This is a genomic window from Limobrevibacterium gyesilva, from assembly GCF_025989185.1.
Taxonomy (GTDB): Bacteria; Pseudomonadota; Alphaproteobacteria; order Acetobacterales; family Acetobacteraceae; genus Limobrevibacterium; species Limobrevibacterium gyesilva.
Genome location: NZ_JAPDNT010000016.1, coordinates 53,040 through 71,298, shown reverse-complemented (window position 1 = coordinate 71,298; position 18,259 = coordinate 53,040). Strand labels below are relative to the sequence as shown.

General features: G+C 70.4%; 16 protein-coding genes. 7 read left to right on the top strand and 9 right to left on the bottom strand.

From position 1 onward, the window contains the following. Positions 1 to 29 precede the first annotated feature (29 nt). Entirely contained in the window at positions 30 to 1,772 is a 1,743-nt protein-coding gene (locus tag OL599_RS16660; RefSeq protein ID WP_264714970.1) for an IlvD/Edd family dehydratase, read from the top strand. Here the strand turns inward: OL599_RS16660 and OL599_RS16655 are convergent. From OL599_RS16655 to OL599_RS16645, 3 genes are all read right to left on the bottom strand, one after another. Beyond that, complete coding sequence (locus OL599_RS16655) at positions 1,766 to 2,377, bottom strand: NAD(P)-dependent oxidoreductase (RefSeq protein ID WP_264714969.1); 612 nt, start codon at positions 2,375 to 2,377, stop codon at positions 1,766 to 1,768. The two genes, OL599_RS16660 and OL599_RS16655, sit on opposite strands and share 7 nt — an antisense overlap. 126 nt (positions 2,378 to 2,503) lie before the next feature. Next, positions 2,504 to 3,145, bottom strand: coding sequence for a response regulator transcription factor (locus OL599_RS16650; protein WP_264714968.1), 642 nt, complete (start codon positions 3,143 to 3,145; stop codon positions 2,504 to 2,506). Beyond that, positions 3,142 to 4,029, bottom strand: coding sequence for a S1C family serine protease (locus tag OL599_RS16645; RefSeq protein ID WP_264714967.1), 888 nt, complete (start codon positions 4,027 to 4,029; stop codon positions 3,142 to 3,144). The genes OL599_RS16650 and OL599_RS16645 overlap by 4 nt, the downstream gene beginning before the upstream one ends. A 102-nt stretch (positions 4,030 to 4,131) precedes the next feature. Between OL599_RS16645 and OL599_RS16640 the strand changes: the two genes are divergently transcribed. From OL599_RS16640 to lpxB, 5 genes are all read left to right on the top strand, one after another. After that, positions 4,132 to 5,097 (top strand): S1C family serine protease, encoded by a 966-nt coding sequence (locus tag OL599_RS16640; RefSeq protein WP_264714966.1) that lies wholly within the window; start codon positions 4,132 to 4,134, stop codon positions 5,095 to 5,097. Positions 5,098 to 5,237: 140 nt separating this feature from the next. Then, entirely contained in the window at positions 5,238 to 5,456 is a 219-nt protein-coding gene (locus OL599_RS16635; RefSeq protein ID WP_264714965.1) for a hypothetical protein, read from the top strand. Positions 5,457 to 5,501: 45 nt separating this feature from the next. Next, positions 5,502 to 6,122, top strand: coding sequence for a GNAT family N-acetyltransferase (locus tag OL599_RS16630; protein WP_264714964.1), 621 nt, complete (start codon positions 5,502 to 5,504; stop codon positions 6,120 to 6,122). Further along, positions 6,119 to 6,988, top strand: coding sequence for a carbon-nitrogen hydrolase family protein (locus tag OL599_RS16625; RefSeq protein ID WP_264714963.1), 870 nt, complete (start codon positions 6,119 to 6,121; stop codon positions 6,986 to 6,988). The genes OL599_RS16630 and OL599_RS16625 overlap by 4 nt, the downstream gene beginning before the upstream one ends. Next, the gene (gene lpxB / locus OL599_RS16620) at positions 6,985 to 8,151 is read left to right on the top strand and encodes a lipid-A-disaccharide synthase (RefSeq protein WP_264714962.1); all 1,167 of its coding nucleotides are present in this window, start codon (positions 6,985 to 6,987) and stop codon (positions 8,149 to 8,151) included. The genes OL599_RS16625 and lpxB overlap by 4 nt, the downstream gene beginning before the upstream one ends. A 22-nt stretch (positions 8,152 to 8,173) precedes the next feature. Here lpxB and OL599_RS16615 read toward each other — a convergent pair whose 3' ends face one another. The 5 genes from OL599_RS16615 to OL599_RS16595 form a co-directional block, all read right to left on the bottom strand. Continuing rightward, entirely contained in the window at positions 8,174 to 10,426 is a 2,253-nt protein-coding gene (locus OL599_RS16615; RefSeq protein ID WP_264714961.1) for a radical SAM protein, read from the bottom strand. 120 nt (positions 10,427 to 10,546) lie between these two features. After that, complete coding sequence (locus tag OL599_RS16610; protein ID WP_264714960.1) at positions 10,547 to 12,016, bottom strand: AMP nucleosidase; 1,470 nt, start codon at positions 12,014 to 12,016, stop codon at positions 10,547 to 10,549. A 129-nt stretch (positions 12,017 to 12,145) separates the two neighbouring features. Next, positions 12,146 to 13,297: a SpoIIE family protein phosphatase gene (locus OL599_RS16605; protein ID WP_264714959.1), complete on the bottom strand. Its 1,152-nt coding sequence runs from the start codon at positions 13,295 to 13,297 to the stop codon at positions 12,146 to 12,148. Positions 13,298 to 13,317: 20 nt separating this feature from the next. Beyond that, the gene (locus OL599_RS16600; RefSeq protein WP_264714957.1) at positions 13,318 to 14,517 is read right to left on the bottom strand and encodes an LLM class flavin-dependent oxidoreductase; all 1,200 of its coding nucleotides are present in this window, start codon (positions 14,515 to 14,517) and stop codon (positions 13,318 to 13,320) included. 68 nt (positions 14,518 to 14,585) lie between these two features. Next, positions 14,586 to 14,915 carry an FYDLN acid domain-containing protein gene (locus tag OL599_RS16595; protein ID WP_264714956.1) on the bottom strand — a complete coding sequence of 110 codons (330 nt, stop codon included), beginning with the start codon at positions 14,913 to 14,915 and terminating at the stop codon, positions 14,586 to 14,588. Between the two features lie 370 nt (positions 14,916 to 15,285). Here OL599_RS16595 and groL point away from each other — a divergent pair, with 370 nt between their 5' ends. Beyond that, positions 15,286 to 16,929, top strand: a complete 1,644-nt coding sequence (gene groL, locus OL599_RS16590) for a chaperonin GroEL (RefSeq protein WP_264714955.1) — start codon at positions 15,286 to 15,288, stop codon at positions 16,927 to 16,929. Positions 16,930 to 16,977: 48 nt separating this feature from the next. Here the strand turns inward: groL and OL599_RS16585 are convergent, their stop codons facing one another. Beyond that, positions 16,978 to 18,192 carry an SAM-dependent methyltransferase gene (locus OL599_RS16585; protein WP_264714954.1) on the bottom strand — a complete coding sequence of 405 codons (1,215 nt, stop codon included), beginning with the start codon at positions 18,190 to 18,192 and terminating at the stop codon, positions 16,978 to 16,980. Between the last annotated feature and the right edge of the window lie 67 nt (positions 18,193 to 18,259).

The following is an 18,259-nucleotide window of genomic DNA, read 5'->3' as shown; positions in this document are numbered from 1 at the left end:
AAAAGCACTTCGGAGATGGGGATCGCGCCGTGGCAACCGGGCTTCGCAAGGGTCTCACCAGCTATGGTGACGCCGGATTTTCGCTGTTCCTGCGTCGCGCCTTCATCAAGGCGATGGGCTTCTCCGACGACGCGCTGGACCGGCCGATCGTCGGCATCACCAACACCTACAGCGACTTCAATCCGTGCCACGGCAACGTGCCCGACCTGATCGAGGCGGTGAAGCGCGGGGTGATGCTGGCCGGCGGGCTGCCGATGGCGTTCCCCACCGTCAGCATCCACGAAAGCTTCTCCCACCCCACCAGCATGTTCCTGCGCAACCTCATGGCGCTGGACACGGAGGAGATGATCCGCGCCCAGCCGATGGACGCGGTGGTGCTGATCGGCGGCTGCGACAAGACGATCCCGGCGCAGCTCATGGGGGCGGCGAGCGCCGACATCCCGGCCATCGTCCTGCCCACGGGGCCGATGCTGGTGGGCCACTACAAGGGCGAGGTGCTGGGTGCCTGCACGGATTGCCGGCGGCTGTGGGCGAAGCATCGCGCCGGCGAGCTGGACGAGGCCGAGATCGACGCGGTGAACGGCCGGCTGGCGCCAACCAAGGGCACCTGCATGGTGATGGGCACCGCCAGCACGGTGGCCTGCATGACCGAGGCGCTGGGCATGACGCTGCCGGGCGCCGGCAGCATTCCCGCGACCCATGCCGACCGCATCCGCGCCGCCGAGGCCTCGGGCGCCGCGGCGGTGCGGCTGGCCGCGAGCGGCACGACGCCGCGGCAGATCATGACTCCGGCGGCGTTCCGCAACGCCTTCACCGTGCTGCAGGCGATCGGCGGCTCAACCAATGCGGTGATCCATTTCACCGCGATCGCCGGGCGGCTGGGCATCGAGATCGACCTGGAGGAGTTCGACCGCCTCGGGCTGGAGGTGCCGGTGCTGGTGGACCTCAAGCCGACCGGCGAGCACTACATGGAGCATTTCCACTGGGCCGGCGGCGTGCCACGGCTGCTGCAGGAACTGGCGCCGATGCTGGATACCGCCGCGGCGACAGTGGGCGGGGTGACGCTGGCCGATGTGATCGCGGCGGCCGAGCAGGTGCCGGGGCAGACGGTGATCCGCCCGTTCGCCAAGCCGATCGCGACCGGCGGTGGGCTTGCGGTGCTGCGCGGCAACTTGGCGCCGGGCGGGGCGCTGCTGAAACGCTCGGCGGCGACGGCGCGGCTGATGCAGCACGAGGGCCGGGCGGTGGTGTTCGACGGCCTGGAGGACATGGCGGCGCGGCTGGACGACGACGCCCTCGATGTCACCCCGGACGACGTGCTGGTGCTGCGCAATGCCGGGCCGAAAGGGGCGCCGGGCATGCCGGAGGCCGGCTACATCCCCATCCCGCGCAAGCTGGCACGGCAAGGCGTGAAGGACATGGTGCGCATCTCCGACGCGCGGATGAGCGGCACCGCCTTCGGCACCATCGTGCTGCACATCACGCCCGAGGCCACGGTGGGCGGGGCGCTGGCGCTGGTGCGCAACGGCGACCGCATCCGGCTGGACGCGGCGGCACGGCGCATTGACCTGCTGGTGGACGCGGCCGAGCTGGCACGGCGCCGCGCCGCCTGGCAGCCCCCTGCCCCGCCGCCGGGTGCCGAGCGCGGCTATCTGCGGCTGTTCCTGGAACAGGTGACGCAGGCCGACCAGGGGTGCGATTTCGCGTTCTGCCGGCCGCCGGCGCCAGCGCCGGCCGACATGCGCGAGCCGGCATACCCCGCGGATCAGTAACCGACGGTGAAGCGCCGGCGCTCGTGGGCGGGCCGCTCCAGCTCGTCCACCAGCGCCACCGCGAAGTCCTCGAACGAGATCCACCCCTTGCCCTTGTCATCGACCAGGAGCTGGTCGGTGCCGAGGCGGAACTTGCCGGTGCGCTCGCCGGGCACGAACATCGCGGACGGGCACAGGAACGTCCAGTTCAGCTCCTGCTCCTGGCGCAGCAGGGCGAGGAATTCGCCACCCTTGAGCGCCTCGGCCTTGTATTGCGGAGGGAAATTCGGGGTATCGACCAGCCTCTGGCCCGGCGCGACTTCGAGGCTGCCGGCGCCGCCGACGACGAGATAGCGCTTTGCCCCGGAGGCGCGCACCGCCTCGATGAGCTTGCGCGGGTCGCTGTCGGTGAAGTGGATCGCGCTGATCACGGCATCGTGACCGGTGAGCAGGCGGGCGAGGCCGTCCTGGTCGAACACGTCGCCCTGTTTCGCGGTGACATGCGGCAGCGCCGGGACCTTCTCGGGATGGCGGACAATGGCCGTGACCTCGTCCCCGCGGCGGGCAAGCTCGGCGAGGATGCGCGAGCCCGCGTTGCCGGTGGCGCCGATGAGAGCGACTTTCATGGTTGCCTCGCTGGAACTGGAGTGCGCGCGGTCTTGGGGATGGGCCGGGGCCGGCACACCAAGCCGTTCGCCGTGCGCCAGTCCCGGCGGAATCCGATGTTGTCTCGGCGCCCGCGAGAACCGGGGCTACAGGACGACCAGACCGCGCCGCAGGCCCTGGATGACGGCCTCGGCGCGGCTGCGTACGGCCAGTTTCGCGAACACCGCTTCCAGGTGGTACTTCACCGTGTGGGCGGAAATGCCGAGGCGGCGGGCGATCGCCTTGTTGCTCAGCCCGTCGCCCACCAGCGCCAGGATCTCCATCTCGCGCGGCGTCAGCAGGCTGGCCGGGGGCGGCGCCGCGGCGAAGCCGGGCTGCTCGGCCTCCACGGCGGCCGGTGCCGGCGGCGCGGCGGCGGCTTCGCGCACCTGCAACCCCTCGGCCAGGGCCGCCACCGCCGCGGCGATCCGCCGGGCCGAGGCGTCGCGACGGAGCACGCCGGCGAGGGTCGGATCGGCGGCCACGCCCGGATCGTCCGACAGCACCAGTAGCGGCGCGTGCAGGGCATCGGCGGGCACGGTCATGCCCGGCGGCAGGTCGATGACCAGCACGTCGGCCTCGGCTTCCGGGGCGCGGTCGAGCACGCATTCAAGCTGGCGGCGGCGGCGCGGGTCGCGCACGCGCAGCGCGGCGGTGGGGCCGTGCGCCGGGGCCAGCGCCGGGACGGAAGGATGGATGGCTTGCTGCCGGGTTGGTGCCTGCATTGCCGTCTCGTTGATGGGACTCATGCCGGTCGCTCCGCCACTGTAACCGCCGGGGTCGCGGGTATGCCACCACGCAACACGTTCAATTCAAGACTCTGGCCGACCGTCTCCGGGCCCAAAGCCGCCGCCAGGGCGCGCGCGCTGGTGACCTTGCGGCCGGCGACGGCGAGCAGGATGTCGCCGGGCAGCAGGCTGGCGGCGGCCGGGCTGTCCTGGGCGAGGGACACCACCATCAGCCCGGCCTCGGCCCCGGCCTGGCGGGCCAGGGCGGCCGGCAGCGCCACCGGATGCACGCCGACGCCGAGCCAGCCGCGGCGCACCGCGCCGGCGGTCTGCAGTTGCGGCAGCACGCGGGCGATGGTGGCGGCGGGAATGACCATGACGCCGCGGCGCGGACCGAAGGTGGACATGCCCAGGACGCCGCCCTGGGCGTCCAGCACGGGGCCGCCTTCGGCCGGGTCCGGCAGGCGCGCGCCGATGCGCAGGTTGAGGTCGATGCGCCCGCCCGCCTGGCTGTCCCAGGCCGGGCCAAGCACCTCGATCGTCGCCATGCGTGCGGTGGCGCCGCCTGCTCCATCGCTGCCAAGGGCCAGCACGATTGCTCCGACGCCGGAGGGCTCGGCCGGACGCATGATCGCGGGCGCGCCGGCCTCCAGCCGTAATGCTGCGACATTGGTGCTGGGGTCGCGTCCTGCAAGCACCGCGGGCACGCAGGCGCCGCCGGGCAGGATGGCGGTAACGGCTTCGTCGCGGGTGAGCGCCTGCTCGGAGGTGACGAGGCTGGCGTTGTCCCAGATCACGGCGGACAGGCGCAGGCGGCCGCCCCATGCAAGGCCGGCGACGCTGCCGGCACCGGCGCGCACGCGGGCCTGCAGGGCGTCGGACAGCGCGGATAGCGGATCGGTCATGGCCGGGCTCCCTGGTAGCGGTGATGTGCCTTGACTATCGGCGCGCGACGCTCGCCCGTGCATCGGCTGGATGACCGGGACGGCCCCCGGCCGGACGGCGGGGTGGCGATCGGCCGGGGCGAAACCGATATCGCGCGCATGCCCCTCGACGCCCCCGTTCCCGACGTTGTCGACCTCGACCCCTATTCCGCCAGGGTGGTCGGCGCCGTGGCGCGGGTGGCGCCGGCGGTGCTGCATATCGGCAATGACGGGCGCGGCCAGGGCTCGGGGGTGCTGTTCACGCCCGACGGCTATGCGCTGACCAACAGCCATGTCGTGGCCGGGGCGAAGGCGGTGACCGCAACGCTGCCGGACGGGCGGCGGGTGGCGGCCCGGCTGGTGGGCGACGATCCCGGCACCGATCTCGCGGTGCTGCGCCTGGACGGGAGCGGGTTCGAGCATGCCGAGCTGGGGCGCAGCGGTACGTTGCGCGTGGGCCAGCTGGTGGTGGCGATCGGGGCGCCGTACGGGTTCCAGGCGACGGTGACGGCGGGGATCGTCAGCGGCCTGGGGCGCACGTTGCGGGCGCGCGACGGGCGGCTGATCCAGTCGGTGGTGCAGACCGATGCGGCGCTGAATCCCGGCAACTCCGGCGGGCCGCTGGCGGATGCCGCCGGGCGCGTGGTGGGCATCAACACCGCGATCATCGCACCGGCGCAGGGGATCTGCTTCGCGGTGGGGATCGATACCGCGGTGTCCGTGGCGGCGCAGTTGATGCGCGACGGGCATGTGCGGCGGGCGCGGCTGGGGATTTCCGTGCAGACCGTCGAGCTGCCGGGGCGGCTGGCGCGCGGCATGGGCCAGGCGAGCGGCGCGATGGTGACCGGATTGCAGGCGGACGGGCCGGCGGCGCAGGCGGGGCTGCGGCCGGGCGACGTGATCCTGCGCCTGGACGGCGCGGCGGTGGATGGGGCCGATGCGCTGCATGGGCTGCTGACCGGCGAGCGGGCGGGTGTCGCGGTGGCGTTGGACGTGCTGCGCGAGGCGGCGCCGCTGCGGCTGGTGGTGACGCCGGACGCGTCGGGCTGACAGCGCGTGCGGGGTGCGGAACGATCATCGTGCTGCCCAAATGTCGCCGTGTTCTCGGGGACTTAATTTTCGGGTGAGCTGTTGGCAACGTTGGTTGCTCCACGCTGATGCGGCTGCGAAGTTTCGGAAGGACCGAGGCGATGACCCAGATGTGCACACACGATGCCCGCCCGCTGACTTTCGAGACGATGCTGTCCGATCCGTTGATCCGGATGGTGATGGACAGCGACGGCGTGACGCTGGACGAGCTCGTGGCAGTGCTGGAAGTCGCGCGGGAAGCGATCGTGGCACGGGAGGCCGTGGCGGTCAGCCTCGCGGCCGGCCGTCAGGCGGGCGCGGCCGGGCGACGCTGCGGCTGACGCCGGGCGGTTGCGCGTTGCTGCCGCGCCACCTATGCAGCGGTGATGATCCAATGCGGCACCGTGCGGGTGGAGATGTTCAGGGGGGCGGCGATGGCGCCGCATCTGCCGGCGCTGGCGCGGCTGCGCATCGCGGTGTTTCGCGACTGGCCATACCTGTATGACGGCGACCCTGCCTATGAGCAGCGTTACCTGGCGGATTTCGCGGCGAGCCCGGATGCAGGGCTGGCGGTGGCGTTCGATGGCGACATGCCGGTGGGGTGCTCGACCTGCGAGCCGCTTGCCGATGCCGGCGTCGAACTGAGGGCCCCGTTTCGGGCGCACGGCATCGATCCAATTCGGGTCTTCTATTTCGGCGAGTCCGTGCTGCTGCCGGCGTATCGCGGGCAGGGCGTGGGGGTGGCGTTCTTCGCCGAGCGCGAGGCGCATGCACGGCGCGTATCCGCGTGCGACTACGCGGCGTTCTGCTCGGTCATCCGGCCGCAGGACCATCCGCTGCGCCCGCCCGAGGCGGTGCCGCTGGACGCGTTCTGGCGCAAACGGGGATACGCCCCCTGCCCTGGCCTGGAATGCACGATGCGCTGGAAGCAGGTGGACAGCGTGGACGAAGTGGAGAACCGGCTGCAATTCTGGATGAAGCCGCTGTCCGGCGCTGCGGTTCCATGACCGCGCTGCGGCTGGGGTTGCTGCAGTGGCAGGTCGGCCGCGGCGGCGGTGTGGCCGGCTGGGCGGCGCGGCTGGACGCGGAAGTGGCGGCGGCGGCGCGGCAGGGCGCGCAATTGCTGGTGATGCCGGAATATGCGCCGCTGGAGCTGGCGGCGGGCGACGCGCCGGACCTGGAGCGGGAATTGCGCGTGGCCTGCGACGCCGCGGTGGCGGCGGTGGATGCGGCACGCGCAGTGGCGCGGCGGCACGGCGTGTGGCTGCTGCCGGGGACGTTGCCGTTCCGTGACGGCGCCGCGATCCGCAACCGCGCCCCGCTGATCGCGCCGGACGGGCGCGTGGCGTTCCAGGACAAGCACGTGATGACGCGCTTCGAGGCCGAGGAATGGGGGGTCGAAGCCGGCGCGCCGCCCGCGGTGTTCGAGACGCCGTGGGGGCGGATCGGCATCAGCATCTGCTTCGACCTGGAGTTCCCGATGCTGGTGCGCGCGCAGGTGGAGGCCGGCGCCTGGCTGATCGTGGCGCCCTCCTGCACCGACACGATCGCGGGGTTCAACCGGGTGCGCATCGCCGCGGCGGCGCGGGCGATGGAGAACCAGTGCTTCGTGGCGATCACCCCCACCGTCGGCGCGGCGCCATGGTGCGGCACGCTCGATGTCAACCGCGGCCATGCCGCGGTGTTCGGGCCGGTGGATCGCGGCTTCCCGGAGGACGGGGTGCTGGCGCGCGGCGCGCTGGATGCGGCGCAATGGGTGTTCTGCGACCTCGATCCGGCTGCGCTTGCCGTCGTGCGGCAGCAAGGCGCGGTACGCAACCATCTGAGTTGGCCCCCTGCCCCGCCGCCCTGCCGGGTGGTCGCGCCCGAATGACGCTGGTTTACGTCGTGGCCGGCGAGCAGAGCGGCGACGCGCTGGGCGGACGGCTGATCGCGGCCTTGCGGGCGGCGCGGCCGGACCTGGAATTCGCGGGCATCGGCGGGCCGCGCATGGCCGAGCAAGGCGTGCAGAGCCTGTTCCCGATGCGCGAGCTGGCGGTGATGGGGCTGCTGGAGGTGCTGCCGCGCATCCTGCGGCTGCGCCGGCTGCTGGAGGACGCGGCGGCGGACGTGATCGCGCGCCAGCCGGGCGTGCTGGTGACCATCGACAGCCCGAGCTTCACGTTGCGCCTGCTGAAGCGGGTGGCGCCGGCGGGGATCGCGCGGGCGCATTACGTGGCGCCACAGGTCTGGGCCTGGCGGGAGAAGCGGGTGCGGGCGTTCCCGGGGCTGTGGGACCGGCTGCTGTGCCTGCTGCCGTTCGAGGTGGCGTTCTTCTCGCAACATGGGTTGCCGGCGGATTTCGTCGGCCATCCCGTGCTGGAATCCGGCGCGGGATCGGGCGACGCGGCGCGGTTTCGCGCGGCCCACGGGCTGGCGCCGGATGCGCCGGTGCTGGTGCTGATGCCCGGCAGCCGGCGCAGCGAGGTGGGGCGGCTGCTGCCAGTATTCGGAGAGGCACTGACACTGCTCGCACGGCGCGTGCCCGGGCTGGTGCCGGTGGTGCCGGTCGCCTCGGCGGTAGCGGAGACGGTGTTGCGGGCGACCGCGGGCTGGCCGGTGCGGCCGGTGGTGGTGACGGAGCTCGCTGACAAGCACGATGCCTATGCCGCGGCGGCGGCGGCGCTGACGAAATCGGGGACCTCGACGCTGGAGCTGGCGCTGGCGGGAGTGCCGATGGCGGTGACGTACCGCGTGAACCTCATGACGGCGGTGATCGTGCGCCGGCTGGTGAGGGTGAAATACGCGGCGATTGTGAACCTGCTGGCTGGGCGCGAGGTGGTGCCGGAGCTGATCCAGGAGAACGCCACGCCGCAGCGCCTGGCGGACACCGTGCGAGGGCTGTTGCAGGACCCGGCGGCGGCGGCGGCGCAGCGCGCGGCGTTCCGCGAGGTGATCGCGCAGTTGTCGCCGGCGCACGGCACGCCGTCGGAAGCGGCGGCGCAGGCCGTGCTGGAGCTGCTGGATCGTCGACGCGAGAGCGATATCGGGCTGTAGGGCGCGACGCTGTCCAGCGCGGTCAGTGGCTGCGCTGGCCCTCCAGCAGCGACATCAGGAAGGCGCCGGGATCGGCGATATCGCGGATGTTGGTGCGGACCAGTTCGGTGCCGTAATTGGGGTAGTTCCCGAGCGGCGACGTGTACACGATCATGGAGCCGTCGTGGAACATCCGCGCCTCAAGCAGGCCGGGCGCCTCGGCGGCCATGGCGGACTGCCTCGCCTCGGCGCTACCGGAGTCCGGCCGCGGCGGTGCCGCGGGAGCGGCGGCATCCGGTGCCGGGGCGACCGCCGCGAAATCGGGCGGCAGGACCAGCGATACCTCGTGCGGCGCGTAACGGGCGAGTGCGGCTTGCAGCCATAGCCAGTCTGCACGATCGAGGAATTCGGCGTCACGGAATTCCTGCTCGATATGGGGCACGTTATAGGTGTCCCTGATCTCGATCTTCCAGGCCCGGCGCTCGTTGCGGAGATATTCGATGAGCGAGGGGATTTCGCGCAGGTTCGACTTGTAGGCCATGGCGATGTAGCGCAGCGGCGGCGGCGCCGAGCCGGTGGCGAAGGCGGCCAGCAGCTTGTCCCAGTTCTCCATGAAGATGCGGTGGCGCGCACCTTTGCGCATGCGCTCGTAGATGGCGGGATCGCGCGATTCGATCGAGACGTTCAGGTTGTCGAGGCCACTGTTCGCCAGCGTCGCGAAATAGCTGTCGGGCATCCGCTTCGCGAGGTTCGTGGTGTAGGACATCACGTGCCGGTGCTCGCGGGGGATGCGGTTGATGAACTCGGTGATCCTCGGGTGCATCGTCGGCTCGTGCAGGCAGGACATCCAGAAACCTTCGGGGCCGACGAACGGGAGCAGGCGCAGCGCGGATTCGAACACCGCGTCGTCCATCACGTTGGTCCGGTGCACCGGGGCATGGTCGAACAGGCAGAACGGGCAGCGCAGGTTGCAGTTGTCGACGATGTCCATGGCGATGTAGCGGATCGGCTGCCAGGTCGCCCGCAGCGCCTGATCGAGTGGGATCGGCGTGCCGGTGGCGACCGGACGGACCTCCACGTGGTCGCGCTCCAACCCGCTGACGGGCTCGGGATAGATGACCCGGAAGCCGTAGAGCGCGTCGCCGAACCCGAGTGCGGACAGCACGCGGTCGAACTGATCGGCGACACCGGTTGCCAGTACGCGCTCGGATCCGGGCAGCGTGCACACCACCTCGAACGCGACCCGCCGCGTCGGGGTCGCGGCGTTCTGGATCCAGCCGGCGACATGGCGCGTGCTGCGTTCCCGGATATAGCCGAGAATGGCCGAAGGCGCGCGCTGGATGGGCTTGCCGGCCGCGATCGGCCGGACCTCGATGTGGTCCCGCTCCGGCTCGCTGACCGGCGCCGGAAAGGCGACGCGAAAGCCGTAGCGTCCGTCGCCGACTCCTTGCCTGGACAACACGGAGTCGAGCTGGTCGGCAACGCCCGTTGCCAGCACCCGCTCGGCTCCGGGCTGCGCGCACACCACCTGGAATGCCACACGCTGGCCCGGATCGTCGTGGTTGTGAATCCAGCCGGCCACGTGGCTGGTGCTGCACTCCTGCAGGTAGCCGAGAATCGGCGAGGGCGCGCGCTGGATGGGCTTGCCGGTGGCGATCGGCCGGACCTCGAGGTGGTCGCGCTCCGCCTCGCTGACGGGTGTGGGAAAGGCGACCCGGAATCCGTAGAGCGCGTCGCCCACTTCCTGTGCGGACAACACCGGGTCGAACAGGTCGGCAACCCCGGTTGCCAGCACCCGCTGCGCCCCGCGCAACGTGCACACGACCTCGAACGCCACGCGTTGGCTCGGGTCGTACTGGTTCTGGATCCAGCCGGCCACGTGGGTCGTGCTGCGTTCCCTCAGATAGCCGAGAAGTGTGGGCGGCTCGTGCTGGATGGGCTTGCGTGTGGCGATCGGGCGGACCTCGATGCGGTCGCGCTCCGACTCGCTGACGGGTGTGGGAAAGGTGACCCGGAACCCATAATGGGCGTCGCCCACGCCCTGCGCGGACAACACGGGGTCGAACAGGTCGGCAACGCCGGTTGCCAGCACCCGCGTTGCCCCTGGCAGCGTGCACACGACCTCGAACGCCACGCGCTGGCCCGGATCATCATGGTTCTGAATCCAGCCGGCGACGTGGCTCGTGCTGCATTCGCGCAGGTAGCCGAGCACGGTCGGCCGCGGCGGCAGCAGCATCCGGCGCACCGGGCGCAGCGCCTTTCGCAACGGTTTCGGCACGATATGGCGCAGGTACAAGCATCGCCTCCTATCTGATCCGGGCATAAGACCGCGGCCGGTATAATACGGTCAGGCGACGTATCCGCAAAAGTTCCGTTGGCGCAGCGTATTGCGGGACAGCCGTCGCATCGGCGCGCGTCAGCGGAACGGGGGCTCGTCGAAGCTCCTGAGCTTGCGGGAATGGAGTGCCGCGAGGTCGCCGCGCAGCAGGTCGATGGCGGCGATGCCGATGGACAGGTGTTCGCCGACGGCGCGCTGGTAGAAGGCGCTGGCGGCGCCGGGCAGCTTGATTTCGCCGTGCAGCGGCTTGTCGGAGACGCAGAGCAGCGTGCCGTAGGGCACGCGCAGCCGATAGCCCTGGGCGGCCAGCGTGCCGCTTTCCATGTCCACCGCGACGGCGCGGGCGATGTTGATGCGCCGCCGCTCCTGCGACCAGCGCAGTTCCCAGTTGCGGTCGTCGTAGGTGACGACGGTGCCGGTGCGCAGGCGGCGCTTCAGCGCCTCGCCGCGGTCGCCGGTCACCCGCGCCGCGGCTTCCTGCAGGGCCACCTGCACCTCGGCCAGCGCGGGCACCGGCACCTCGGGCGGGACCAGTTCGTCGAGGATCTGGTCCCGCCGCAGGTAGCCGTGGGCGAGCACGTAGTCGCCGATCTGCTGCGACTGCCGCAACCCGCCGCAGTGGCCGATCATCAGCCAGCAATGCGGGCGCAGCACCGCCAGGTGGTCGGTGACGTTCTTCGCGTTCGACGGGCCGACCCCGATGTTCACGATGCTCACGCCGGCGGAGCCGTCCGCCCGCAGCAGGTGGTAGGCAGGCATCTGGAAGCGGCTCCAGGGTGCTGCGGCGACGGTGGCCTCGGCCGCCGCTGTTGCGTCACCGCGGCGCACGAGCGCGCCGCCCGGAAGCACGAGGCGGTCGTACTGGCCGCCGGGGGTCGCCAGCTCGGCCAGGCTCCAGCGCACGAACTGCTCCACGTAGCGCTGGTAGTTGGTGAGCAGGATCCACGGCTGCACCGCGCGCCAATCGGTGCCCATGTAGTGCTGCAGGCGCTTCAGCGAGTAGTCCACGCGGACGGCGTCGAACAGCGCGAGCGGCCGCGGCCTGCCCTCGCCGAACTCCCAGGCGCCATCGGCGACCTCGTCGCCCACGGCGGAGAGCATCGGCGTCGGGAAGTGGCGGGCGAGTTCGGCGGCGGACACCTCGCCGAGCTTCAGCTCGTCGCCGCCCTCCATCACGTAGGGGTATGGGATTTCCTGCTCGCTCGGGCCGACCGAGATGACGGCCCCGAACTCCTCGGCCAGCGGGCGCAGCTGGTCCAGGAGGTAGAGGCGGAAATCGCCGGGCTGGGTGACCGTGGTCGCGTAGATGCCGGGCGCCGGGAAGCGCGCCCATGCGCGGCGGGTGAAGGGCACGGCGCCGCGCGGCTCCCACCGCACCCGCAGTTCGGGGTAGCGGAAGGCGGCGCGCTCGGCGGCGTCCGGCGGCACGCCCGTTTCGACGAAGCGCGCGAGGGCGCGCCGCAGCGCCGCACAGGCGGCGTCATGCAGGGCTTCGAGGCGGTCCACCGCCTGCTCGGGGGACAGCACGAACTCGGCGACATCTTGCATCGGCGCGGATCTCTCCGGTTGCGGCGGTCCCGGCATAGCGGAGCCTTGCGGGGCGTTCGCAGGCCCTGGCCAGCGGATGCGTCTCCATCGCCATGCCAGCCCGGGACGGATGCTACCGCCGCGGCGGTGTCAGGGAAAGGCAAGCACCACGAGGGAGAAGTCGTCCTTCAGTGGGCCCGGACGGGCGGCGTCGCGGACGGTGTCGTAGAGGCGCTGCGGCTCGGTGGTGCCGGGGATGGGCGGCTGGCGGAGTTCGGCCAGGAAGTCGTCGAGGCCCCAGCGCTGGCCGGAATGGTCCTCGATCTCGAACACACCGTCGCTGAACAAATAGAGCGTGCTGCCGGGCGAGACGGTCATGCGTTCGGCCCGGAAGGCGATGCCGTCGGCAAAGCCGATGGCGGGGTTGCGGGCCCAGAGCGGCACGCCGTCGCCGCGATCCGCCGGCATCAGATAGGCCGGGTGGTGGCCGGCCGAGCAGTATGTCAGCAGCCGTGTGGCGCTGTCGTAGACCCAGTACCAGGCGGTGAAGAACAGCCCGCCATGGGTCTCCACCGGGAAGCTAGCGTTGAGGCGCGTCATCACCGCGGCGGGGTCGCCCAGGTCGACGCCGAGCATGCCATCGTGGCGCAGCAGGTTGGCGATGGAGACCGCGTGCATCGCGATGTCCACGCCGTGGCCGGCAACGTCGATGATGTAGCCGGCATGGACGCCGCCGCCGAGATGGCGGTAGCCGAAGGCGTCGCCGCCGAGGGCGGCGCTGGGGAGGTAGTACCACTCGGCCCGCACCGGCCCCTCACGCAGCGGCAAAGGGAGAATGGCGAGGGCATGTTGGTTGGCGCGCTGCAGCTCGCGCTCGATCGCCTCGGCCTCCTCCAGCTCGCGGCGACCCCGGCGCTCGTAGAGCAGGTTGTGCGACCCGATGGTGATGCGCGCACCGGGGGTGAGCACGGCGGCGGCGTTGATGCGGGTGCCGTCGATGAAGGTGCCGTTGGTGGAGTTGAGGTCGGTGAGCAGCACCTCGCCGCCGGCAAGGATCTCGATGCCCACCAGGTCGAACTGGCAATGCCGGCGGGAGATGTCGCTGCCGGACAGCACGAGGCCGTTGCTGTCGGCGCGGCCGACGGTGAGCGTGCCCGAGCCGAGGCGGACCGGCGGAGCGGACCCGGACGGATGCGGGCGCAGCAGGTGGACGACCTCGTCGGCGCACTCGGCCGGGGGGAAAAGTGCGTTGGGACGCCGGACATGCGTGCGCTCGGGGTCGTCCGCGTCGGCATCGGCCATGGCGAGGATCGGGTGGGTGCTCAGGGCACCACGTCGCGGGCGCCGGAGACGCGGACATGGTACTGGTCCGGCACCTCCTTGCCGGCATCGGTGAATGCGCGGCGCAGCGCCTCCACGTTCGGGCCGAAGATCGTCTTGCGGTTGGACCTGGCCCATTCCTGCGAGCCCACGATGGTGTCGAGCGACTGCTGAAAGCGGGGGGCGACGTAGCGGGCGAACAGCTCGTAGCTGCGCCAGGTCTGCTCGCGGTTGGCCCAGTCATGGGCGCGGAACAGCAGGCCGCCGAAGCCGCCGTTGCTGTAGCCGAGCAGGCGCTCGATGCCCTTCGCCACGGTGTCGGGCGAGCCGACCAGGGTGGTGCCGGCCTTGACGCCGTCGCGCAGCGGGTCCTCGGAGCGGCCGGGCGGGCGGCTCAGCGTATCCTCGAAATAGGTGACGGTCTCCAGGCGTTCGCCGTGCTGCACCTCGCGCAGGGCCTGCTCGTCATCCTCGGCGACATGGATGTTGGTGACGATGCGCCAGTCGCGGCGGTCCATGGTCTTGCCGTGCCTGGCGGCGGTCTCCTCGGCGATCTCCCACTGCTTGGACAGCGCCTCCACGCCGCCGGGGCCGCCGGCGCCGAGGGAGAGCACGCCGAGGCCGTGCTTGCCGGCGGAGACCACGCCCGAGGGGGTGAGCGTGCTGGCGCAGGCGATGGGAAAGCGCGGATCGCTGTAGGGACGCAGGTGCAGGCGGGCCTCGTGCATCTCGAACCACTCGGTCTTCATGGTGACCGGCTCTTCGCAGCGCAGCAGGGCCATGATGGCGTCCAGCGCCTCGTCCATGCGGCGGCGCTGGGTGGCGGGCTCGATGCCGAGCATGTAGGCGTCCGACACCAGGGCGCCGGGGCCACAGCCGAGCATGGCGCGGCCGCGGGTCATGTGGTCGAGCTGGACCCAGCGCTGGGCGACCAGGAACGGGTGGTGGTACGGCAGGCTGGTGACGCCGGAGCCGAGCATGATGTGCTTCGTGCGCTCGGCGGCGGCGGCGATCATCAGTTCGGGAGAGGCGATGATCTCCCACCCGGCGGAGTGATGCTCGCCGATCCAGGCTTCGTCGTAGCCGAGATAGTCGAGCCACTCGATCATTTCGAGGTCGCGCGCCAGCGCCAGCGTCGGGTTGTCGCCGACGCGGTGGAACGGTGCCAGAAAAATGCCGAACTTCAGGCCGCGTCGTGCCATTGCCATCATCCCCCGCTTGTTGCGAGGCATGCTGACTCGGATGCGGCGCGAAGCCAAGCGGGCGGCGTTCAGGCCTTGAGGGCGTCCGGGTCGTCGATCACGTCGCCGGCATCGTCTTCGGCGGCGTCTTCGTCGTCCTCGTCCTCTTCGTCTTCCGCATCCTCGTCGTCGGGCGGGCCCTCGGCGGCGGCAGGCGGGCCGACGACCGGCATGCCGCGCGGCACCATGGGGCGGCCGCGCAGGCCGCCGCGGGGCGCCGCCAGGCCGCGTGACTGGGGCGGCGGCTGCACGGTGCTGCATTTCGGACAGACCGCGGGGGCGCGCATCAGATCGTAGAAGCGCGCGGCACAGGAGACGCAGACGTGCTTGCGGCCGTATTCCGGCTTGAACATGGACATGCCCCAGAATTTCGCTCTGCATGAAGGGCGCGCCTTTCGGCAGCGACCCGCAACGTATATGGGGGCGCGCGCCGATTTTACATCGGTGCCGCAAAATTTATGCGAGATGCCGCCGCACTTACACGCATGGCGCACGCATTCTCCAGGTAAATCAATCGTAACGTGCAAATAGGCCGGACGGGTTTCATTTTCCGGTCATTGCTATTCTATTTTCATGCCGGTCGCCGGTGTGTCTGGCAATCGAGCGCTGCGAGTGCTAGAACCCGCATCAGTCGATTGCACGTCATCGCGGCCTGCCTGGGCGACATATGACGGGGGCACGACACCCGTCCTCCCTGGCAACCGCAACGAAACCAGGAGAGACAGGACCATGGTCGCCAAGGACGTACGTTTTGGTGGGGATGCCCGCCAACATATGCTGCGCGGTGTGAATACGCTCGCCAATGCGGTGAAGGTGACGCTGGGGCCGAAGGGCCGCAACGTCGTCATCGACAAGAGCTTCGGCGCGCCGCGGATCACCAAGGACGGCGTGACCGTCGCCAAGGAAGTCGAACTGACCGACAAGTTCGAGAACATGGGCGCCCAGATGGTGCGCGAGGTCGCGGCCAAGACCAGCGACATTGCCGGCGACGGCACCACGACGGCGATCGTGCTGGCCGACGCGATCGTGCGCGAGGGACTGAAGGGCGTTGCCGCCGGCATGAACCCGATGGACCTGAAGCGCGGCGTGGACCGGGCCGTGACGGCGTTGGCCGAGGAATTGAAGAAGCGGTCGAAGAAGATCACCAACCAGGCCGAGACCGCCCAGGTCGGCACGATTTCGGCGAACGGCGAGGCCGAGATCGGCAAGATGATCTCCGAAGCGATGCAGAAGGTCGGCAACGAGGGCGTGATCACGGTCGAGGAAGCCAAGGGCATCCAGACCGAGCTCGACGTGGTCGAGGGCATGCAGTTCGACCGCGGCTATGTGTCTCCGTATTTCATCACCAACGCGGAGAAGATGATCGCCGAGTTGGACCAGCCGTACATCCTGATCTTCGAGAAGAAGCTGTCCGGCCTGCAGCCGATGCTGCCGCTGCTGGAGACGGTGGTGCAGTCCGGCCGGCCGCTGCTGATCATCGCCGAGGATGTCGAGGGCGAGGCCCTGGCCACCCTGGTGGTGAACAAGCTGCGCGGCGGCCTGAAGGTCGCGGCCGTGAAGGCGCCTGGCTTCGGTGACCGCCGCAAGGCGATGCTGGAAGACATCGCGATCCTGACCGGCGGCCAGGTGATCAGCGAAGACCTCGGCATCAAGCTCGAGAGCGTGACGCTCGACATGCTCGGCAAGGCCAAGAAGGTCCTGATCGACAAGGACAACACCACGCTCGTCGAGGGCGCCGGCAAGAAGGCCGACATCCTGGGCCGCTGCAACCAGATCCGCGCCCAGGTCGAAGAGACCACCAGCGACTACGACCGCGAGAAGCTGCAGGAGCGTCTGGCGAAGCTGGCCGGCGGCGTGGCGGTGATCCGCGTCGGCGGCGCCACCGAGGTCGAGGTGAAGGAGCGCAAGGACCGCGTCGACGACGCGCTGCATGCGACCCGGGCCGCGGTCGAGGAAGGCATCGTGCCGGGCGGCGGCGTCGCCCTGGCCCGCGCCAGCCTGGTCCTGGCCAAGCTTCCGGCCGACAACGAGGACCAGCGGCACGGCATCGAGATCGTGCGCAAGGCGGCGTTGATGCCGATGCGCCAGATCGCCGAGAATGCCGGCGAGGACGGCGCGGTGATCTCCGGCAAGGTGCTGGAGAAGGATGATTACAACTGGGGCTTCGACGCGCAGGCCGGCACGTTCAAGGACATGGTGAAGGCCGGCATCATCGACCCGACCAAGGTCGTGCGGGCGGCGTTGCAGCATGCGGCCTCGGTCGGCTCGCTGCTGATCACCACCGAGGCGATGATCGCCGAGCATCCCGAGGCGGCGCCGGCCGGCGGACCGCCTGGCGGGGGCATGGGCGGCATGGGCGGCATGGGGTTCTGACGCCACGGCCCTTGACGATGACTCTTGCATCGTCAAGGGCCGCCTGCATCATCGGGCGTGGGCGTCGGCGAGCATGAAGTCGCGCACGATCGGCACCGCGTCGCGCCGGGTCGAGAGCAGAAGCTGGAAGACCATGTTCGAGCCGTTGAGAAAGCCGACTTCGACCGCCGCGAGATAGTATTCCCACATGCGGCAGAAACGCTCGTCGTACAACGCGGCCGCGCGGTCGCGATGGGCGGCGAAACGGGCGCGCCAGTGGCGTAGCGTATGATAGTAGTGCAGACGCAGCACTTCCATGTCGGCAACCCACAACGCGGTGCGCTCGGTCGAGGCGAAGACCTCTGACAGCGAGGGCACGTAGGCGCCGGGGAAGATGTATTTGCGGATGAACGGGCCGGTGGTGCCCGGCGGCAGCATGCGCCCGATGCAGTGGACGAAGGCGTAGCCGTCGTCGGTGAGCAGATCGCGGATCTTGCTGAAATAGGCGTCGAAATTGCCGATGCCGACATGCTCCATCATGCCCACCGAGACGACCCGGTCGAAGCGGCCTTCGAGCGCGCGGTAGTCGAGTTCGCGGAATTCGACGCGGTCGGCGACGCCGGCCTCGGCCGCACGTTCCCGGGCGATGCCGATCTGTTCCGGCGAGACGTTGATGGCGACGACGTGCACCCCGGTGCTGGCGGCGATGTGGATGGCGAGCGAGCCCCAGCCGGAGCCGATCTCGGCGACCGTCATGCCCGGCTGCAGGCGCAACTTCGCCGTGATGCGGGCCAGCTTGTTGCGCTGGGCGTCTTCGAGCGTGTCGTGCTCGGGGTCGCTGAAGAAGGCGCAGGAATAGTTCAGCCCGTCGTCGAGGAACAGGCGGTAGAGATCGGTCGAGATGTCGTAATGGTGCCGGGCGTTGGCGGCGGCAACGCCGATGGGGTTGGCCTGGTGCCAGCGCTTCAACCCGCGCCAGACGCTGCGCAGAAGCTTCTGCGAGGCGTGGCCGCCCAGGCCGGCGCGGTTCAGCGAGAAAAGATACATGAAGTCGCCGACATTCGAGCCGTCTTCGAAGGTGAGCGTGCCGTTCATGTAGGCCTCGCCGGCATGCAGTTCGGGATTGAGGAACAGCTTCCGGTGCAAGGCGGGATCGTGCAGGCGGATGGTGACAACGGGGCCCGGGCGCTTGCCGCCGAAGAGATGGGACTCGCCGTCCGCCGCGACCAGGCGCAGGGTCCCGTTCTGCACGAATTTGGTGAGCAGGTTCGATAGCAGACGCATCGGGCATCACTCCTGGCGGCAGACGGGCCGCACGGCAGGGCCTTGCCGGACCCGCCTCGAAAGGCTC